20 protein-coding genes and 1 pseudogene are annotated in these 16,881 nt (G+C 29.5%); all 21 read left to right on the plus strand.

The window, feature by feature from the left end; all coding sequences use genetic code 11:
• The first annotated feature begins 31 nt into the window (after positions 1 to 31).
• The 21 genes and pseudogenes from B8965_RS10060 (at position 32) to B8965_RS10155 (ending at position 16,861) form a co-directional block, all read left to right on the plus strand.
• The gene (locus tag B8965_RS10060; RefSeq protein ID WP_084054064.1) at positions 32 to 925 is read left to right on the plus strand and encodes a branched-chain amino acid ABC transporter permease; all 894 of its coding nucleotides are present in this window, start codon (positions 32 to 34) and stop codon (positions 923 to 925) included.
• A gap of 2 nt (positions 926 to 927) precedes the next feature.
• Entirely contained in the window at positions 928 to 1,989 is a 1,062-nt protein-coding gene (locus B8965_RS10065; RefSeq protein WP_084054065.1) for a branched-chain amino acid ABC transporter permease, read from the plus strand.
• Positions 1,979 to 2,758, plus strand: coding sequence for an ABC transporter ATP-binding protein (locus B8965_RS10070; RefSeq protein ID WP_084054066.1), 780 nt, complete (start codon positions 1,979 to 1,981; stop codon positions 2,756 to 2,758). Before B8965_RS10065 ends, B8965_RS10070 begins: the two co-directional genes overlap by 11 nt.
• A complete protein-coding gene (locus tag B8965_RS10075) occupies positions 2,751 to 3,458 on the plus strand; it encodes an ABC transporter ATP-binding protein (RefSeq protein WP_084054067.1) in 708 nt (235 codons plus the stop codon). The genes B8965_RS10070 and B8965_RS10075 overlap by 8 nt, the downstream gene beginning before the upstream one ends.
• Positions 3,459 to 3,521: 63 nt before the next feature.
• The gene (locus tag B8965_RS10080; RefSeq protein ID WP_084054068.1) at positions 3,522 to 4,010 is read left to right on the plus strand and encodes a YqeG family HAD IIIA-type phosphatase; all 489 of its coding nucleotides are present in this window, start codon (positions 3,522 to 3,524) and stop codon (positions 4,008 to 4,010) included.
• Between the two features lie 305 nt (positions 4,011 to 4,315).
• On the plus strand, positions 4,316 to 4,846 hold the full coding sequence (locus tag B8965_RS10085; RefSeq protein ID WP_084054069.1) for a shikimate kinase: 531 nt from the start codon (positions 4,316 to 4,318) through the stop codon (positions 4,844 to 4,846).
• A 34-nt stretch (positions 4,847 to 4,880) separates the two neighbouring features.
• Entirely contained in the window at positions 4,881 to 6,125 is a 1,245-nt protein-coding gene (locus tag B8965_RS10090; RefSeq protein ID WP_084054070.1) for a GspE/PulE family protein, read from the plus strand.
• A gap of 122 nt (positions 6,126 to 6,247) precedes the next feature.
• Positions 6,248 to 7,480, plus strand: coding sequence for a type II secretion system F family protein (locus B8965_RS10095; RefSeq protein WP_159446328.1), 1,233 nt, complete (start codon positions 6,248 to 6,250; stop codon positions 7,478 to 7,480).
• 59 nt (positions 7,481 to 7,539) lie between these two features.
• Positions 7,540 to 7,599: pseudogene (locus tag B8965_RS12985) on the plus strand (prepilin-type N-terminal cleavage/methylation domain-containing protein); the annotation flags it as partial.
• A 6-nt stretch (positions 7,600 to 7,605) separates the two neighbouring features.
• On the plus strand, positions 7,606 to 7,863 hold the full coding sequence (locus tag B8965_RS10100; RefSeq protein WP_278336356.1) for a type II secretion system protein GspG: 258 nt from the start codon (positions 7,606 to 7,608) through the stop codon (positions 7,861 to 7,863).
• 78 nt (positions 7,864 to 7,941) lie between these two features.
• On the plus strand, positions 7,942 to 8,550 hold the full coding sequence (locus B8965_RS10105; protein ID WP_159446329.1) for a prepilin peptidase: 609 nt from the start codon (positions 7,942 to 7,944) through the stop codon (positions 8,548 to 8,550).
• The gene (locus B8965_RS10110) at positions 8,523 to 9,011 is read left to right on the plus strand and encodes a prepilin-type N-terminal cleavage/methylation domain-containing protein (protein WP_084054074.1); all 489 of its coding nucleotides are present in this window, start codon (positions 8,523 to 8,525) and stop codon (positions 9,009 to 9,011) included. Before B8965_RS10105 ends, B8965_RS10110 begins: the two co-directional genes overlap by 28 nt.
• Before the next feature lie 9 nt (positions 9,012 to 9,020).
• The gene (locus B8965_RS10115; protein ID WP_084054075.1) at positions 9,021 to 9,377 is read left to right on the plus strand and encodes a type IV pilus modification PilV family protein; all 357 of its coding nucleotides are present in this window, start codon (positions 9,021 to 9,023) and stop codon (positions 9,375 to 9,377) included.
• Entirely contained in the window at positions 9,370 to 9,897 is a 528-nt protein-coding gene (locus B8965_RS10120; protein WP_084054076.1) for a PilW family protein, read from the plus strand. Before B8965_RS10115 ends, B8965_RS10120 begins: the two co-directional genes overlap by 8 nt.
• Complete coding sequence (locus tag B8965_RS10125) at positions 9,861 to 10,310, plus strand: pilus assembly PilX N-terminal domain-containing protein (RefSeq protein WP_084054077.1); 450 nt, start codon at positions 9,861 to 9,863, stop codon at positions 10,308 to 10,310. The genes B8965_RS10120 and B8965_RS10125 overlap by 37 nt, the downstream gene beginning before the upstream one ends.
• Positions 10,311 to 10,334: 24 nt before the next feature.
• Positions 10,335 to 11,195, plus strand: a complete 861-nt coding sequence (gene pilM / locus B8965_RS10130; protein ID WP_159446330.1) for a type IV pilus biogenesis protein PilM — start codon at positions 10,335 to 10,337, stop codon at positions 11,193 to 11,195.
• Between the two features lie 3 nt (positions 11,196 to 11,198).
• Positions 11,199 to 11,855, plus strand: a complete 657-nt coding sequence (locus B8965_RS10135) for a PilN domain-containing protein (RefSeq protein WP_084054079.1) — start codon at positions 11,199 to 11,201, stop codon at positions 11,853 to 11,855.
• On the plus strand, positions 11,852 to 12,499 hold the full coding sequence (locus B8965_RS10140; protein ID WP_084054080.1) for a hypothetical protein: 648 nt from the start codon (positions 11,852 to 11,854) through the stop codon (positions 12,497 to 12,499). The genes B8965_RS10135 and B8965_RS10140 overlap by 4 nt, the downstream gene beginning before the upstream one ends.
• A gap of 31 nt (positions 12,500 to 12,530) precedes the next feature.
• Positions 12,531 to 13,958 (plus strand): TldD/PmbA family protein, encoded by a 1,428-nt coding sequence (locus B8965_RS10145; RefSeq protein ID WP_084054081.1) that lies wholly within the window; start codon positions 12,531 to 12,533, stop codon positions 13,956 to 13,958.
• Between the two features lie 54 nt (positions 13,959 to 14,012).
• On the plus strand, positions 14,013 to 15,431 hold the full coding sequence (locus B8965_RS10150; protein WP_084054082.1) for an MFS transporter: 1,419 nt from the start codon (positions 14,013 to 14,015) through the stop codon (positions 15,429 to 15,431).
• 83 nt (positions 15,432 to 15,514) lie between these two features.
• Positions 15,515 to 16,861 carry a TldD/PmbA family protein gene (locus B8965_RS10155; RefSeq protein WP_084054083.1) on the plus strand — a complete coding sequence of 449 codons (1,347 nt, stop codon included), beginning with the start codon at positions 15,515 to 15,517 and terminating at the stop codon, positions 16,859 to 16,861.
• Positions 16,862 to 16,881 lie beyond the last annotated feature (20 nt).

Raw genomic sequence — 16,881 nt, forward strand, 5'->3', positions numbered from 1 at the left:
TGTTTTGATAGAACATTAAGGGGTGAAAAATTTGGTATTAGATAACTTTTTACAAAACTTAGCTAATGGAATTTCTTTAGGCAGTTTATATGCTCTTATTGCAATTGGTTATACACTTGTATATGGGATTTTAAGATTAATTAACTTTGCCCATGGTGATATTTTTATGATTAGCGCGTATGTTGCAATATTTGGATTTACCGTATTTAATTTACCATGGTATATAAGTTTTTTATTAGCAATTGTTATAACTTCATTAATTGGTGTAGGAATTGAAAAAGCAGCCTATCGTCCACTGCGGACGGCACCTAGAATATCTGTATTAATTTCTGCGATTGGAATTTCCTTTCTTTTACAAAACTTAGGCATGGTTATTTTTTCTGGTAGACCTAGAACTTTTCCTACGCCTGATATTTTTGGTAAAATGCTTACCTTTGGTAATGTAAAGATTATGAGCTTAACCTTTATCATTCCAATAGTAACGGCTATATGTTTAATTATCTTGAATTTTTTAATTAGCAAAACGAAAATGGGAATGGCTATGCGAGCAGTATCTAAAGATTTTGAAACATCTAGACTTATGGGGATCGATGTAGATAAAGTAGTATCTTTTACTTTTATAATTGGTTCAGCACTAGCTGCCGTAGGTGGAATTATGTGGGGAATGAAATATCCAAGAATTGATCCTTTACTAGGTGTAATGCCAGGTTTAAAATGTTTTATTGCAGCAGTAGTAGGGGGAATTGGTAGTGTGACAGGAGCTACTATAGGTGGTTTTATTTTAGGTTTAGGTGAAATCTTATTAGTTGCTTTTTTACCTGCTTTATCAGGATATAGAGATGCTTTTGCATTTATACTATTGATAGTGATTTTATTATTTAAGCCTACAGGTATCATAGGCGAAAAAACAACTGAGAAGGTGTAAATATGATAAAAAATAAAAAAATTAAGTACATGCTTACATTTGGAACACTACTTCTAGCAGCTTTAATGATATTTTTAGCTGATAATTACTTAGATGATTATAGTATACGTATTTTAAATTTATCAGCAATTTATGTTATTTTAGGTATTAGTTTAAATCTAATAAATGGATTTACAGGTTTATTTTCTTTAGGACATGCTGGTTTTATGGCGATCGGTGCTTATACAGTGGCTCTATTAACTATGTCACCAAGCACTAAAGAAATGAATTTTTATATGTACTCTATTTGGGAACCTTTAGCTAATATCCAGCTACCTTTATTTATTAGTTTAATTATTGCAGGAGTGCTTGCTGCTTTTGTGGCACTATTAATTGGTTTACCTACTCTTAGATTAAGAGGAGATTATTTAGCAATAGCTACACTTGGTTTTGGAGAAATAATTAGGGTTATTTTTACTAATACAACTACGATAACAAATGGTGCTTTGGGATTAAAAGGAATACCTATGCAAACAAATTTATGGTGGAACTGGGGACTTGCAATTTTAGTTATCTTTATTATGAAAAATATTATTAATTCTAGCTTTGGAAAAGCTTTTAAAGCTATCAGAGATGATGAGATAGCTGCTGAAGCTATGGGAATTAATATTTTTAAATATAAGGTTTTATCCTTTATGATAGGTGCTTTTTTTGCAGGTGTCGGAGGAGCATTACTTGCTATCTTGATTACCACGATAAATCCAATTATGTTTAGATTTTTACTTACCTTCCAAGTGTTAATGATAGTTGTAATTGGTGGGTTAGGTAGTATAACAGGTTCAGTAATTTCAGGCGTTTTAATTACTGTGATGATGGAAGCTTTAAGGGTAGTTGAGCAACCTTTAAATTTAGGGTTTATGGTGATTCCAGGAATTCCAGGAATGAGGATGGTTATTTTTTCAATTATGCTTTTAGCAGTTATCCTATTCTATAGAAAAGGAATTATGGGTACCAAAGAATTTAATTGGGACTGGGTAATCAGAAAGCTACATCTAGCAAAGGAGGAAGATAGAAATGCAAAATAAAAGTATGCTAAAAACAGATAATTTAGTTATGCAATTTGGTGGACTAACTGCAGTTTCTGGTCTTTCTCTTGATGTAAAAGAAGGACAAATTGCAGGTTTAATAGGGCCTAATGGTGCCGGAAAAACAACTGCTTTTAATATGATCACAGGTGTTTATTCACCTACAAAAGGTCATGTGTATTTTAATAATGAAGATATTACTCCTTATAAACCTAACAAAATAACTAATTTAGGAGTAGCAAGAACCTTTCAAAATATAAGATTATTTTCCAGTATGAGTGTGTTAGAAAATGTAATAGTAGCTAAACATTTAAGAATGGGCGTTAATATTTTTGAGTCAATTATAATGTCTCCTAGTTATAAAAGAAAAGATAAACAAGCATATGATGAAGCGTATCAATTATTAAAAGAAGTACAATTAGAAGATGTAGCCCATGAACTTGCTACTTCCCTACCCTATGGTAAGCAACGAAGATTAGAGATAGCTAGAGCCCTAGCTACAAATCCTAAACTGTTACTTTTAGATGAACCGGCAGCCGGAATGAATCCTCAAGAATCTATGGAATTGATGCATTTTATTAAAGAAATAAGAGATAAATTTAAATTAACTATCTTAATGATTGAACATCATATGAAAGTTGTAATGGGAATATGTGAAAATATAACAGTATTAGATCATGGAGTTACTATTGCAGTAGGTTCACCTAAAGAAATTCAAAGTAATCCTAAAGTTATTGAAGCTTATTTGGGGGTGGACATAGATGCTTAAATTAGAAGACTTAAATGTTTATTATGGTGGTATTCATGCATTAAAAGGCATAGACATGGAAGTAGAAGAAAATAAAATTGTTACATTAGTTGGTGCTAATGGAGCAGGTAAAAGCACTACTTTACGTACAATTAGTTCTTTAGTTAAACCTAAAAGCGGAAAAATAACCTTTAATGGTGAAGACATTACGAATTTAAAAACAACGGAAGTAGTTAAAAGAGGTATAACCCTTGTACCAGAAGGAAGAAGAGTATTTGCTAATTTATCAGTACTTGAAAATTTAAAATTAGGTGCTTTTTTAAGAAATGATAAAAGCGAGATTGAAAAAGATATTAAATATATTTATAGTTTGTTTCCAAGACTAGAAGAAAGGACAGAGCAAATGTCTGGAACATTATCTGGTGGTGAGCAACAAATGCTTGCTATAGGTAGGGCTCTTATGTCTAGACCAAAGGTATTAATGATGGATGAACCATCTCTTGGTCTAGCTCCTTTAATCGTAAAAGATGTATTTAATATAATTAAAGAAATAAATAAAGAAGGTATTACTGTTTTATTAATAGAGCAAAATGCTCAAGCAGCTTTAAAAATTGCTGATTATGCTTATGTTCTTGAAACCGGAAAAATAGTTTTAGAAGGTCCAGGAAAAGAGTTAGCTAGTAACGATGAGGTTAGAAAATCATATTTAGGTGAAAACTAAAGTATAAATATATTATTGTACGAGAAAAATAGTAGGAGTCTTAGTGGTTTAGGAGGTAATTTCTTGTTATCATATTTTAAACCAGATTATTATGCACCCTCCCTATTTGAAATACCTATTGATGATTTAAAAACTTATGGTATTAAAGGTTTAATTATTGATTTAGATAATACACTTACTAATTGGAATACTATTGAAATATCAAAAGAAGTTACAGATTGGTTAGATAAGGTGCAAAAAAAGGGATTTAAGGTCTGTGTTGTTTCAAATAACAGTTTTGATCGAATAAATAATTCCCTGGAAGGTTTAGGTATACCCTTTGTTGCAAATGCTTTAAAACCAAGTAAAAAATCATTTGTAAAAGCCATGAAAATTATAGATACAAATATTAATAATACTGCTGTTATAGGTGATCAACTTTTTACAGATATTTTTGGAGGAAAACGGGTAGGAATAACGACAGTCTTAGTACTACCAATAAGTAATAAAGAGTTTATTGGTACTAAATTTGTAAGACTTGTTGAAAAAATTATAATTAAAACTCTATATTAATCATTGCAGGTTTTAGTCTATTACTTTAGACAAAGCCTGTTTTTTGTAATATTTATGTCTATATTTGTAGAAAATACAATCTTTTTAAGAAAAGAAAAAAGAGGAAATAAGCTGTATGTATGGAAAATTTATACATGGATAATTATATGCAATTACATATAGGAGGTTTTTAATATTGTTAGTTATTTTCTTATAAAATATGGATAAAAAAATAGATAATGAATATTAATAGTAATGGATAGATACTAATAAGTTTGTATTAAGCTAAAACATAGGAGACATAAAATGAAGCAGGGGTGATGCATATGAATAATAAAGGTAATATAATCTTAATAGGTTTTATGGGAACTGGGAAAACAGCAGTTGGTAGACGGTTATCAAGTATTTTAAATATGGATTTTTTTGATACAGATCAAGAAATTGAGACTGTGACAGGAATGACAATAGAGCAAATTTTTAAAAAGCATGGAGAGACACGTTTTAGATCAGAAGAAAACTTAATGGTAAATAAATTAGCTAATAAAACTAATTGCATAATTGCTACTGGAGGAGGAATGGTTTTAGACCCTGTGAATATTGATATATTAAGAAATACAGGGGTATTAATATGTCTAAATGCAAGACCAGAAGTTATCCATGATAGAGTAAAAAGAAGAAATAATAGGCCTCTTCTTAAAAAAGGAGATACATATCAAAATATTATAACCTTATTAAAAGAAAGGGAAGGATTATATAGTTGTTCAGATTATATAATTGACACTTCTGATTTGAATTTTGATGAAATAATAAATGAAATCTTAGAATTTCTTAAAGGACAAAGTAAAGCGCATGGTTAGTTTTTAAAGTATAAAAATCTGAGGTGATGATGCCTTGTACGCAAAAAGTAATCAGTATAATAATGAATCAAATAGTAAAAATGAAATAACCTCTGAGTTAGAAAACAGTATAACTTTAGAAGATATGTCGATTATTTCGATTGTGAATGATATTATTTCTTCAGCTGTGAGAAAAGGCGCTAGTGATATACATATAGAGCCTACAGAAGAAGACTTAAAAATTAGGTTTAGAATAGATGGTATGTTACAGGAATATTTAGGACTTCCTAAAGAAAAAATATTGCCTTTGGTTTCGAGAATCAAACTAATTGGTCAAATGGATATAGCTGAGCGTCGTTTGCCTCAAGATGGTAGAGTACAGATTGAAGTAGAAGAAAATAAAATTGATCTAAGAATTTCTTCTTTGCCTACTATTTTTGGAGAAAAGTTATTAGTTAGGATTTTAGATAAAAGACAAGACTTATTACATATTAGTAAATTAGGTTTTTCTAAAATACAACTAGAAAGATTTAAAGAAATTATTAATTATCCGTATGGTTTAATTTTAGTAACAGGACCTACTGGTAGTGGCAAAACGACGACCCTTTATGCAGCACTTAATTACATAGGTTCTATACACAAAAATATAATTACAATTGAAGATCCTGTAGAGTATGTTTTAAAGGGGATAAATCAAGTTCAGTGTAATTTAAAGGCAGGCCTTGATTTTTCAAAAGGACTAAGGTCAATTGTCAGGCAAGATCCTGATATAATTATGATAGGTGAAATACGTGACCAGGAAACAGCCAAAATTTCTGTACGTTCTTCTAGTACAGGTCATTTGGTTTTTTCTACATTACATACAAATAACGCAACAAGTGCTTTAAATAGACTCGTTAATATGGGGGTAGAGTCTTTTTTAGTGGCATCGTCTGTGATGGCAGTTATATCACAAAGGTTAGTAAGAAAAGTATGTCCTAGCTGTAAAGAAAGCTATATACCAGAAAAGACTTCACCAGAATTTATTTTTTTAAGTAAAAAACATACTAAACACGAAATCAAGCTTGCTTATGCTACTGGATGTAGCGCATGTAACTATACAGGTTTTAAGGGAAGAATAGCAATTCAAGAAGTCTTTAAAGTTTCAGCAAATGAAAGAAAATTATTACTAAATGGAGCTGATGATGAAACAATTAAAAAATCTGCTCTTAATAACGGTTTAATTACTATGGAACAAGATGGAATCACTAAAGCTTTAGAAGGTATCACTACCTTATCTGAAGTTATCAGAATAACTTAACTGTAAATCTAAATAATTAAAGTCTAGCCAGCCCAATAAACCTTTAGGGGCTGGTTTTCTTATGTACAAATGAGATTAAATTTATGGACATATGGCAATAATTGATAATAGTGGTGATGCGAATGCTGAATTTTAATTATAAAGCAAGAGATAAATATGGAAATTTAACTCGAGGAACTATTAAAGGAAATGATAAAAATAATGCTGTTTTACAATTACAGAAACTAGAATTATTTATTATCGAGATAAAAAATGTTAAAGGTACTTTTAGTTTTAGAAATTTAAACGTAAATCTTAATTTCCTGAATTCTGAGCAGTTAAAGCTAAAAGAACTAGAGGTTTTTTGTAGACAATTAGCCTTTTTGTTATCTTCTGGAATTCCAATTTTAAAGGCCTTAGAAATAATTATTAATAATAAAACATCTAAGAGAATACATAAATTCACCAAAAATTTAATTAACCATTTACATCTTGGATTAAGTTTGGGTGATGCTTGTGCGTTAGAAAGTAAAAAGGTACCTCTTATAATGACGAATTTAATTACAGCTGGAGAAGTAGGAGGGTTTTTAGATGTTTCCCTAGAGCGACTGGCCGATCACTTTGAAAAAGAAATTAAAACAAGAAATACGATTAAGACAGCTTTAACTTATCCTATAATTATTTTCTTGATATCTATATTAGCTTTAAATATTATTTTTATTTTTGTTATACCTATTTTTGCAAATATATTGGGAAATATAGATGCAAATCTTCCACTGGGAACAATTTTAGTCTTAAAGCTTAGTTTAATTTTGCGCAAATATTGGGCTGTTATCTGGATTTTAATGTTTAGTGTTATTTTTTTGATATACTATTTTGTTAAATCCATAAAGGGCAAAAAGTTTTTAGAACATTTAATCCTTAAAACTCCATTTTTAAATGAATTTAGTCAAAAAATAATAACTACTCGGTTTTGTCATATACTAGCTAAACTTTTAAACAGTGGAGTTGTCTTATTAAAGGCTTTAGAAATAGGGGAAAAAACTATAAATCATACTTTGTTTAAAAAAGAAATTATTTTAGCCCAAGAAAAAATACAAAAAGGAGTGAATTTATATGAAAGTTTGAAAACAAGTAAATGTATTCATCCATTAGGGTTACAAATGATCGCTATCGGTGAAAGTTCTGGTGAGTTAGATGAGTTGTTATTTAAAGTAGGAACTAAGTTTGACCAAGAAATTGATTATACGGCTGAGAGATTACCTAAATTAATTGAACCAATTCTATTGGTAATCCTAGGGGTTATTGTAGGTACTATAATTATTGGAGTTTTAATGCCCATGTTTAGTGCTATTAATCATTTAGGAGATTATTAAAATTTATTTGGAGGTCTGTTAAAATTGTTTTTACGTTTAATAAAACTTAAAAAAATCAAAAAGGTTTTACTTTAGTGGAATTATTAGTGGTAATTGTAATTTTAGGATTATTAGCTTCTTTAACTATGTGGAATTTAGGAGACAAGGTAGAGGTTGCAAAAGAGGCTAAAGCAAAAGCAGATATTAAAATTATCGAGACAGCAGTAGAATTATATAAAATGGATGAGGGTAAATATCCAGATAGCTTAGATAAATTAAAAAGTAAATATTTAAAAAGCATTCCTAATGATCCTTGGGATAATGATTATAAACTTGGAAAAGACGGCACAGTCGAAGCTAGTAAAACTGAAAATAGTGAAGATCCTAAAAAAGATAAGGAATAAAACTAATTAAAAAAACAGATAAATTTAAATTAACAGTATAGATAGCGAGGATTGGAAATGATATATGTACTTATATTTATGACAGGGTTAGTTATGGGGAGAATTACACTTTTTAGCCTAGATAAATTTTGGAATTGTAGTGTTAAAATATTAAATAAGTTTCCTTTACTAGAATTAAGCTCAGCTGTAATTTATCTAGGTATTTTTTATCTATTTGGGATTAACTTAGCTGCAATTTTTTATAGTTTGTTATTTTCTAGCTTATTAGTAATTACTTTAACAGATTTAAAATACTATTTAATACCTAATAGTATAGTATTCGGATTATTAATATTAGGACTAGCTTTTCATCTAACAACTAGACCGTTTAATTTCTTAAATGCAGCACTTTCATTTATTTTAGCAGGGGTATTCTTTTTAATTTTACAAATTTTTTCTGGAGGAGGGATGGGTGGGGGAGATATTAAACTAATCTCAATTTTAGGCCTATGGTTTGGATTTCCTGGGATTGCTTTAATTATCTTTATTAGTGCCTTAATAGGTAGTGTAATTGGGATAATTTTGATTATGATGAAGTTTAAAAACCGAAAGCAAGGCCTGCCTTTTGGCCCTTTTATTGTATTTGCAACGTTAATTGTATTTTTAGTAGGTGATCAAATATGGGCTTTATATCTAAAAGCGTTCTAAAAAGACAAGATGGTTTTACTTTTCTTGAATTAATGATTGTTATCATTATTATTGGGTTGATTACAAGTCAAGTTTCTTTAAATGTTTCCAAACTTATTGCTAATTATAAATTAAAATCTATAGCACATGAGCTTATTTCAGATCTAAGATATGCTCAAGAAACGTCCATTACTCAGGAAGGTAAAACTAAAATAATTTTTAGTAAGGATGTTAGAAAAACAAGGTTAAGCGGGTATTATGTTCAGTCAGTAAAAAATAAAAATTTCATAACTGACAAACTAATTAAATTTCCACAAGATATTAAAATGGACTATGCTAAATTTGGGAATTATGGACAAATTTTATTTATTAGTAATGGTAAACCTAAGGCCAACGGAAAAGTAATTTTAAAAAATCAATATGGAGAAGAACTATATGTTTATGTTTATAATAGGGGTAGATTTAGAATATCAACTATATGAGGTGTTTAAGTGAAAAGTCAAAACGGAATGACACTAATAGAAATCATGGTGGTAATGGTTATTATTAGTATTGCTTTAATACCAATGATGCATATGTTTACTTTTAATTTTCAAACTCTAAGTACAAGTAAAGAGAAATATGAAGCTATTTTAAAAGCTCAAGAAATTTTAGAAAGAGAAAAAAACAATATTAACACTTTTGCATCTAATTTACAAAGTTCCGCTATTTACGTAAGAAAAGAAGATGGATTTATATCTGAAATAACAGTTTCTCAAAAAGATATTTTATACACTATTGCGGTAAAAGTTTATAATGAAAATCAAAATGTTCAATTGATAACTAAAGTAGGTAATTATCATGAATAATAAAGGTTTTACTTTGCTTGAAATAATGGTGGTGATATTGCTTATTACTTTTCTAACAACTGCTTTAGGAGGATTATTAGTAACAGGTGTACAGACATTTACTAATTTTAAGAATCAAATTGAATTACAACAAAACCTCCGTTTTGCTTTATATAACCTTACCACTGAAATTAGAAAAGCTCGTCAGATATTAGAGATTAATGAAAAGATGATTAAGATAAAAACTCGTAATAATGAAACGTTCACTTATGAATTAGATAAAGACCCCCAGGCAACCGAACATCTCTATCAAATATCAGGAAATAATTTATATCGTTTTAGTCCAAACTCAAAAGCCCCTATCGCTAATTTTATTGACAAAATAATATTTAAGCCTAAAGAAGGTTATCAAAACCTAGAAGATATTACCTATATTGATATTACTATTTTAGGTTTCATGCCTAGTGGGAAGAAAATAGAGCTTAATTCAGGAGTGCAATTAAAATGGAAAAGCTTTGGTTCTTTTGTAAAAGAAGGTTAAACCATCTATTAAAAGATGAGCAAGGATCTGCATTGGTATTTTCTCTATTTATTTTAATTATGCTTGGAATATGGGGAGGGGCTACTTTAACTTTAAGTACAAATGAGTATTATATCTCAAATAATTCATTAAAAGGGATACAGTCCTATTATCTAGCTGAAGCAGGTTTAGAGGAAGCATTAGTGAATATTAAAAATAATCCTACTTCATTTGAGAATTATACAAATACTTTGGAAACAGGCAATTATAAAGTTACATATGAACAAAATAGTGAAAATAATATCGTGAAAATTACCTCATTAGGTCAAGCGAAGGAAGGCAAAAAAGAATTAAATGCTAAAGTAGAAATAAATAAAACACTTACAGAAGAAAATGAGGCAGTTTATGAGGTGAAGTTAATAGATTGGTGGTAATAAATTAATAAAGGAGTGTATAGATTGTTTTTTAATCGAAAAAGATTGGCTCTTCATATTGAAGAAAATAAATTACATATAATAATTTATGCTTTAGTAAAAGGTAGTTATCAAATAGAAAAAACTCAAACGATTAATTATGACCGACAAGAATTATTGGATTTTGTTGGGCAAAATCAGTTACAAAAAGCAAAGGTTCAAATTGTCTTAGGTGGTAAAGATGTAATAACACGTAGTATTACAATTCCGAGCATGCCAACTGAAGAAATTATCAAAACCTTGCGGTGGGAAATAATTAAATATATTCCTCTAAATTTAGAAGATTTAATCTATGATTATCAAATAGTTAATAAAGATAATAACCAAAAGCAAGAAATAATACAGATTTTATTAGTGGCGATAAAAAAGCATATAATTGAACAACATTGTGATTTTATAGCTAATGTAGGTTTAGTTCCGTATATTGTAGATACAGAAGGAACAATATTTAAATATATCTTTAAATATTTAAAGAGTAAAAAAGAAAAGAATGCCTGCTTAATATTTTTAAATAATCAGCGAGGGATTTTTAGTTTTATTGTCAATAAGAAAGTCTTTTTTGTTCATAATTTTGAAATTAAAACTGAAATGACTAAAGAGATAGTGAATGAATATGAAGGAGTTTTAACCTTTTTAAAGAACCAATTCAATTTAGAAGATATACATAGAATATATTTATTTGGTAATCAAGCAAATGATCATATTTGTGATTTGTTTGAAAAGGAGCTTAAGCTTCATATTAGTAGAGGTGAATTGTCTATTGATAAAAGAATAATACTTCCTAATGTTGAGGAAAGTAAGGGTTTACCTTTATTTTCTTTAGGCTTATTATTAAGGGGGAGCTAAATAATGGATATTAATTTATTGCCTCCTAAATATAAAAGTAAACTTTCCTTGAGTAAAAAAGGTATTAAAAGAATATTAATATATCTTTCAATTTTTAGCATAATTATTATTGGAATAACTAGCTATAATTCTTATAAAACTGCACTCTTAAAAAAAGAAGCAATATTACAAAAAAAATTAGCTAATTTAGAGCCTGGTTATAAAAGTATCACCGAATATGAAGAAAAGTTAGCAAACAATAATAAAGTTAAACAAATTACAGAGCACATCAATACCAATAAGCAAGTATGGTCCAGTTTATTAGTGGATATTTCCGGTTGTTTAGAAAATGGAAGTTGGCTTAAGAGTTTAGATAAAAAAGATAATAAATTAATTATTCAGGGAAACGCGGAAAATTTTAATCTTATTAGTACATATGCCATAAAACTTAGAGAACTTACCTGGTTTAAAAATGTAGATATAACCCTAGCAGAAGCATTTAGTGATCCTAATGTAAGTACGTCAAATGGAAATAAACAGCAGGAAGATAACAAGCAAAATTTTTTTGCCTTAAAAGATAATAAAATAAAATTAAATGATAATTTAGTAACATTCACTATAGAAGCTGAGTTAAAGAGACAGCTATCATTTTCAGATTCTCTAGAAGGAGGATCTAAATGATAAATTATTTAGCAGAAAAATTAAACATTCGTAAACCATTTTTATATTTACTGATTATATGTCTGCTAATATGCACTTATTTTATTCTAATAGAAGGTGAAATTAATTTTTTCGTTGAAAAGTATGCGCAGGTAAACTTTTTAGAGCAGGAAATTAAGTCCTTGGAGAAAAAAATTAAACCATTAGATCAGAGAAAATTAGAAAAAACACAAGAGGAAGTTGAGATACACAAAGAAAAGTATGAAATAGGGATACAATCACAACTTGTATTAGAACAGACGAATAAATATGCGCAAAGCGCTGGTCTTACTATTGCAGGATTTAAAACACATCAAAAAAATAATCAAGAGAATTTCAAAAGTAGGGTTTATGAATATATATTTACAGGACATTATGAAAATTTTATTAATTGGTTAAAATTAATGGAAAAAAGCTCGTATTACGTTAACTTAGAAAGATTACATATTTCTCCAGATGAATTTGAGGAGACAGACTTAGAAAATAAAAATTATGATCAAAGGTTACTTATAGTTGTATCAATTAATAATATCTCTCTAAATGAGTATAAGTGGGTAGAAAAAACTAATACTAGTTTTAGAAGGTATCCTTTTTATCCTAGTATTGTTCTTAAAGAAGAAGTATAAAACTAATAAATAAATTGGTAGAGGTGTTTAAATGGATAAAAAATTATTAAAAGAAATTTTAGATGTTTCCTTATCCAAAGGTGCTGATTTTGCAGAAATTTTTATCGAAGAAAAACAAACAACAGGAATTTCTTGTGAAGAAAAAAAAATAGAGCGAATCAATTCTGGTATGGATATTGGAGCAGGTATAAGAGTTATTGCAGGTGAAAGCACAGCATATACATTTACAAATGAATTGACTAAAGAAAAATTGCTAGAAATAGCGGAAGTTGCCAGTAAAGTAGCAAAGGGAAGTAAGAAAAATACATCCTTAGATTTTACTGTTCCAAGTCCAGTAGTAGAATTTGATATTGAAATTAGGCCAGATCAAGTAAACATTGATGATAAGGTTGATAAAATTAAAATTTGTGATAGTGCTTGTCGCTCAGTTGATGAAAAAATAAAGCAGGTTTCAGTGGGTTATGGAGATGTTTTACAAAAGGTTACTATTGCTAATAGTAATGGTGTATTTGTAGAGGATGAGAGAATTAGAACTAGATTTGTTTGTAACGCTATTGCAAATGATGGAAAGAGTATTCAAACAGGATTTTCTTCCCTAGGTGGTACTAGAGGCTTTGAAATATTTAAGCATAATGATCCTAAGGATTTAGGTGTGGAAGCAGCTAATAGAGCTGTTTTAATGTTAAGCGCAGAGGGATCTCCAAGTGGTAAAATGCCAATAGTTATGGCAGCTGAAGCAGGAGGAACAATGGTTCATGAAGCTTGTGGTCATGGTTTAGAAGCAGATTTAGTACAAAAAGGACTATCTGTTTATGCTAATAAAAAAGGTGAAAAGGTTGCTTCTAGTGCGGTAACTGTAGTAGATGATGCGACAATTGCTCATAAATACGGATCATATAGATATGATGATGAAGGAAATAAAGGACAAAAGAATGTTCTTATTAAAGATGGTATTTTAGAAAATTATATGTATGATTATTTAACTGCAACTAAGGATAAGAGAGAAAGTACTGGTAATGGTCGACGACAGTCATATCAAGAAAGGCCAATTCCGAGAATGACAAATACATACATTGCTAAAGGTAATGATGACCCTGAAAAGATAGTTAAATCAACTAAGCATGGTTTATTTGTCAAAAAAATGGGTGGTGGTCAAGTTAATACCACTAATGGAGATTATGTTTTTGATGTGGCAGAAGGATATTTAATAGAAAATGGAGAAATTACTAAGCCAGTTAAGGGTGCAACACTTACGGGAAATGGCCCAGAGACTTTGCAAATGATTGAAATGGTTGGAAATGATTTGGGTTATGCAATCGGTACATGTGGTAAAGAAGGGCAGGGGGTGCCTGTTTCGGATGCCCAACCTACTATGAAAATAAAAGAATTAATAGTTGGTGGGACATTAGCAGCTACAGATAAACAAATCTCGAGGGATTTTAAAATTAAGCGTATATAAATAAAAGCTTAATTAGGGTTTTTATAACCCTTTTTCTTATTAGGGGGAAAGAAGTTGTTTGAAAATATTAAAAAATCATCAAATTATAAGTGGTATGTCTTTGCAAGTGTATCAATAGGGACATTTATGTCAACTTTGGATGGTAGTATTGTAAATGTTGCTTTACCTAGTATTGCCGATGAATTTCAGGCAGATTTAAAATTAATTCAATGGATACCTCTTTCATATTTATTAATTATAACAAGTTGCCTATTGTTTTTTGGTAAAATAGCCGATACCTTAGGAAAAACTAAAGTATTTAGCTGGGGTTTCATTGGATTTATGTTAGGATCAACTTTATGTGCATTTTCTCCCAATATATATATATTAATTATTTCTAGGGTTTTCCAAGGAATTGGAGCTGCTATGATTATGGCCAATAGTTCTGGTATTATCATTGATGTATTCCCTCCTAGCGAAAGGGGGAAGGCACTAGGAACTGTTGGTACTATAGTTGCCCTAGGCAGCATGACCGGTCCGCCCTTGGGAGGATTATTAACAGGTATGGTTGGCTGGTCAAGTATTTTTTTAATCAATATACCTATAGGGATATTTGGACTTTTAGGAAGTATTTATTTATTACCTAAAGAAAAGGTAAATAAATTTAAAAGTTTTGATTTTCTTGGAGCATTTTTATGGGCAATAGGTATAGTTAGTTTAATTTATGGTTTATCATTAATTGAAGAATTAGGTATTACAACAAAGGTAATAACATATATTGCTGTCGGTGTATTGGGGTTATTATTATTTATAAAGATAGAATTTAAAAATAACGATCCTTTGTTAGACTTAGAGTTATTTAAGGATCCAATTTTCACCACGGGAAATATTGCAGGACTTTTATCTTTTGTGGCTATGTTTTTTGCTAATTTATTTATGCCCTTTTACTTTCAAGAAGTAAAAGGTATTGAGGCTAATCATGTTGGGTTATTAATGATGGCATTCCCACTTTCTATGGCCTTTATAGCCCCACTTAGCGGGACTTTATCTGATAAATTTGGTTATCGTATTTTAACAACTACGGGTATGGGTCTTATGGCCTTAAATTTATTTGCTCTTTCTAAAATTTCAGCTACTTCTCCTACACCTTTAATTGTATTTGCTTTTGGGGTTTTTGGAGTTTGTATGGGACTATTTCAATCTCCAAATAATAGTTCAGTTATGGGAGTAGTTCCTAAACCAAAACTTGGAATAGCAGGTGGTATTTTAGCTACAATGAGAAACCTAGGTATGGTTTTAGGTATAGCCTTATCTGTAACATTATTTTCTTATCGTCAAAAATTCTATCTGGATTTACAAGTACAAGAAAAGTTTGCAAATGCTTTAGGCGATACATTTTTCTTTGCTGGATTTATCGCTTTAATAGGTTTAGTTTTATCTTTTACGAGAGCAAAGGAAACAAAAAAGATAAAAGTTAATGTTAAAGGCTCATAAATGTTTAAAAAAACAAATAAGTAGGGATATTTCTTTTGAAAAGTTTAATAATAAAGATACAGGTTATTTTTGGAGGTGAATAAATGCATAAAAATGATTTTTTGAATTTAGGAAATAGTATTGTACAAAAAGCCCTAAAACATGGTGCTGATTTTGCAGAAGTTTTTATATCAAGATCTAAAGATTTAAATATAATGGTATCTAATCAAGAGATTAATAATATTAAAGAAGCTGAAGAACGAGGCTTAGGTTTAAGAGTTTTTAAAAATAATTGTTTAGGTTTTGCTTATACATCTGATTTAAATAGCACTTCTTTAGATAGAACTATCTTAAATGCTATCGCAAATGCGGGCAAAACTGAAAAGGATGAATTTTTAACCTTAGCTCCTAAATATGATTCTTATGCTAATTTAAATTTATATGATGAAAAGATCTTTAATAGATCAATTGATGAAAAAATAGATATAGCTAAGGAAATTGAAAGTTTCTCTAAAAAATATGATAAAAGAATTAAATTAACTGAAAGATCTTCTTATGAAGATTCACTATATGAAATTTGTATTATTAATTCATTAGGCCTTGAAGCTTATTATGAAGGTTCTTATTGTGGTGGATATGCTTTAGTTGTTGGTGAGGAAAAAGGTGAAAGTCAAACAGGTTTTGGCATGAAATATTCCCTAAATTATGAAGACCTTGATCCAAAAAAGATTGGTGAAGAAGCAGCAATGAGGGCAGTACGACTTTTAGGTGCACAGACAATGAAATCACAAAATGCTAGTTTAGTTTTAGAACCATATATGGCTACTAATTTTTTAGGTATTATTGCACCAGCATTTTTAGCAGATTATGTTCATAAAGGAAAATCCTTTTTAGAAAATAAATTAAATACTAAAATTGCAAGTGAATTAATTAGTATAATTGACGATGGCTCGTTACCAGGTAAAATTGTTTCCTCACCTTTTGACAGTGAAGGGGTTCCAACTTCTGAAACTATTTTAGTTAAAGATGGAAACCTTACAGGATATTTACACAATTTATATACAGCAAAAAAAGAAGGAATTAAGTCAACTGGTAATGCAAGTAGAGGCTCTTATCGAGGTTCACCAGAAGTAGGAACAACAAATTTCTATATAGGAGCTGGTAAGACACCGGTTAAAGAATTAATTAAAAATACTGATAAAGGTTTATTTGTAACTGATGTTATGGGTATGCATACAGCAAATCCAATAACAGGTGACTTTTCTTTAGGAGCTTCTGGAATATGGATAGAAAAAGGAGAATTTATTAAACCGGTGCGTGGTATTGCTATAGCAGGAAATTTAAAAGACTTATTATTAAATGTATCTGATGTAGGCAGTGATTTAACCTTCTTTGTAGGAAAAGGATCCCCGACGCTTAAAATAAATAATATTAGTATTAGTGGAAGTTAAAACTGTTCAAATAAGTTTTG

Origin of the sequence: Desulfonispora thiosulfatigenes DSM 11270 (assembly GCF_900176035.1) — a bacterium.
GTDB lineage: Bacteria > Bacillota > Peptococcia > Peptococcales > Desulfonisporaceae > Desulfonispora > Desulfonispora thiosulfatigenes.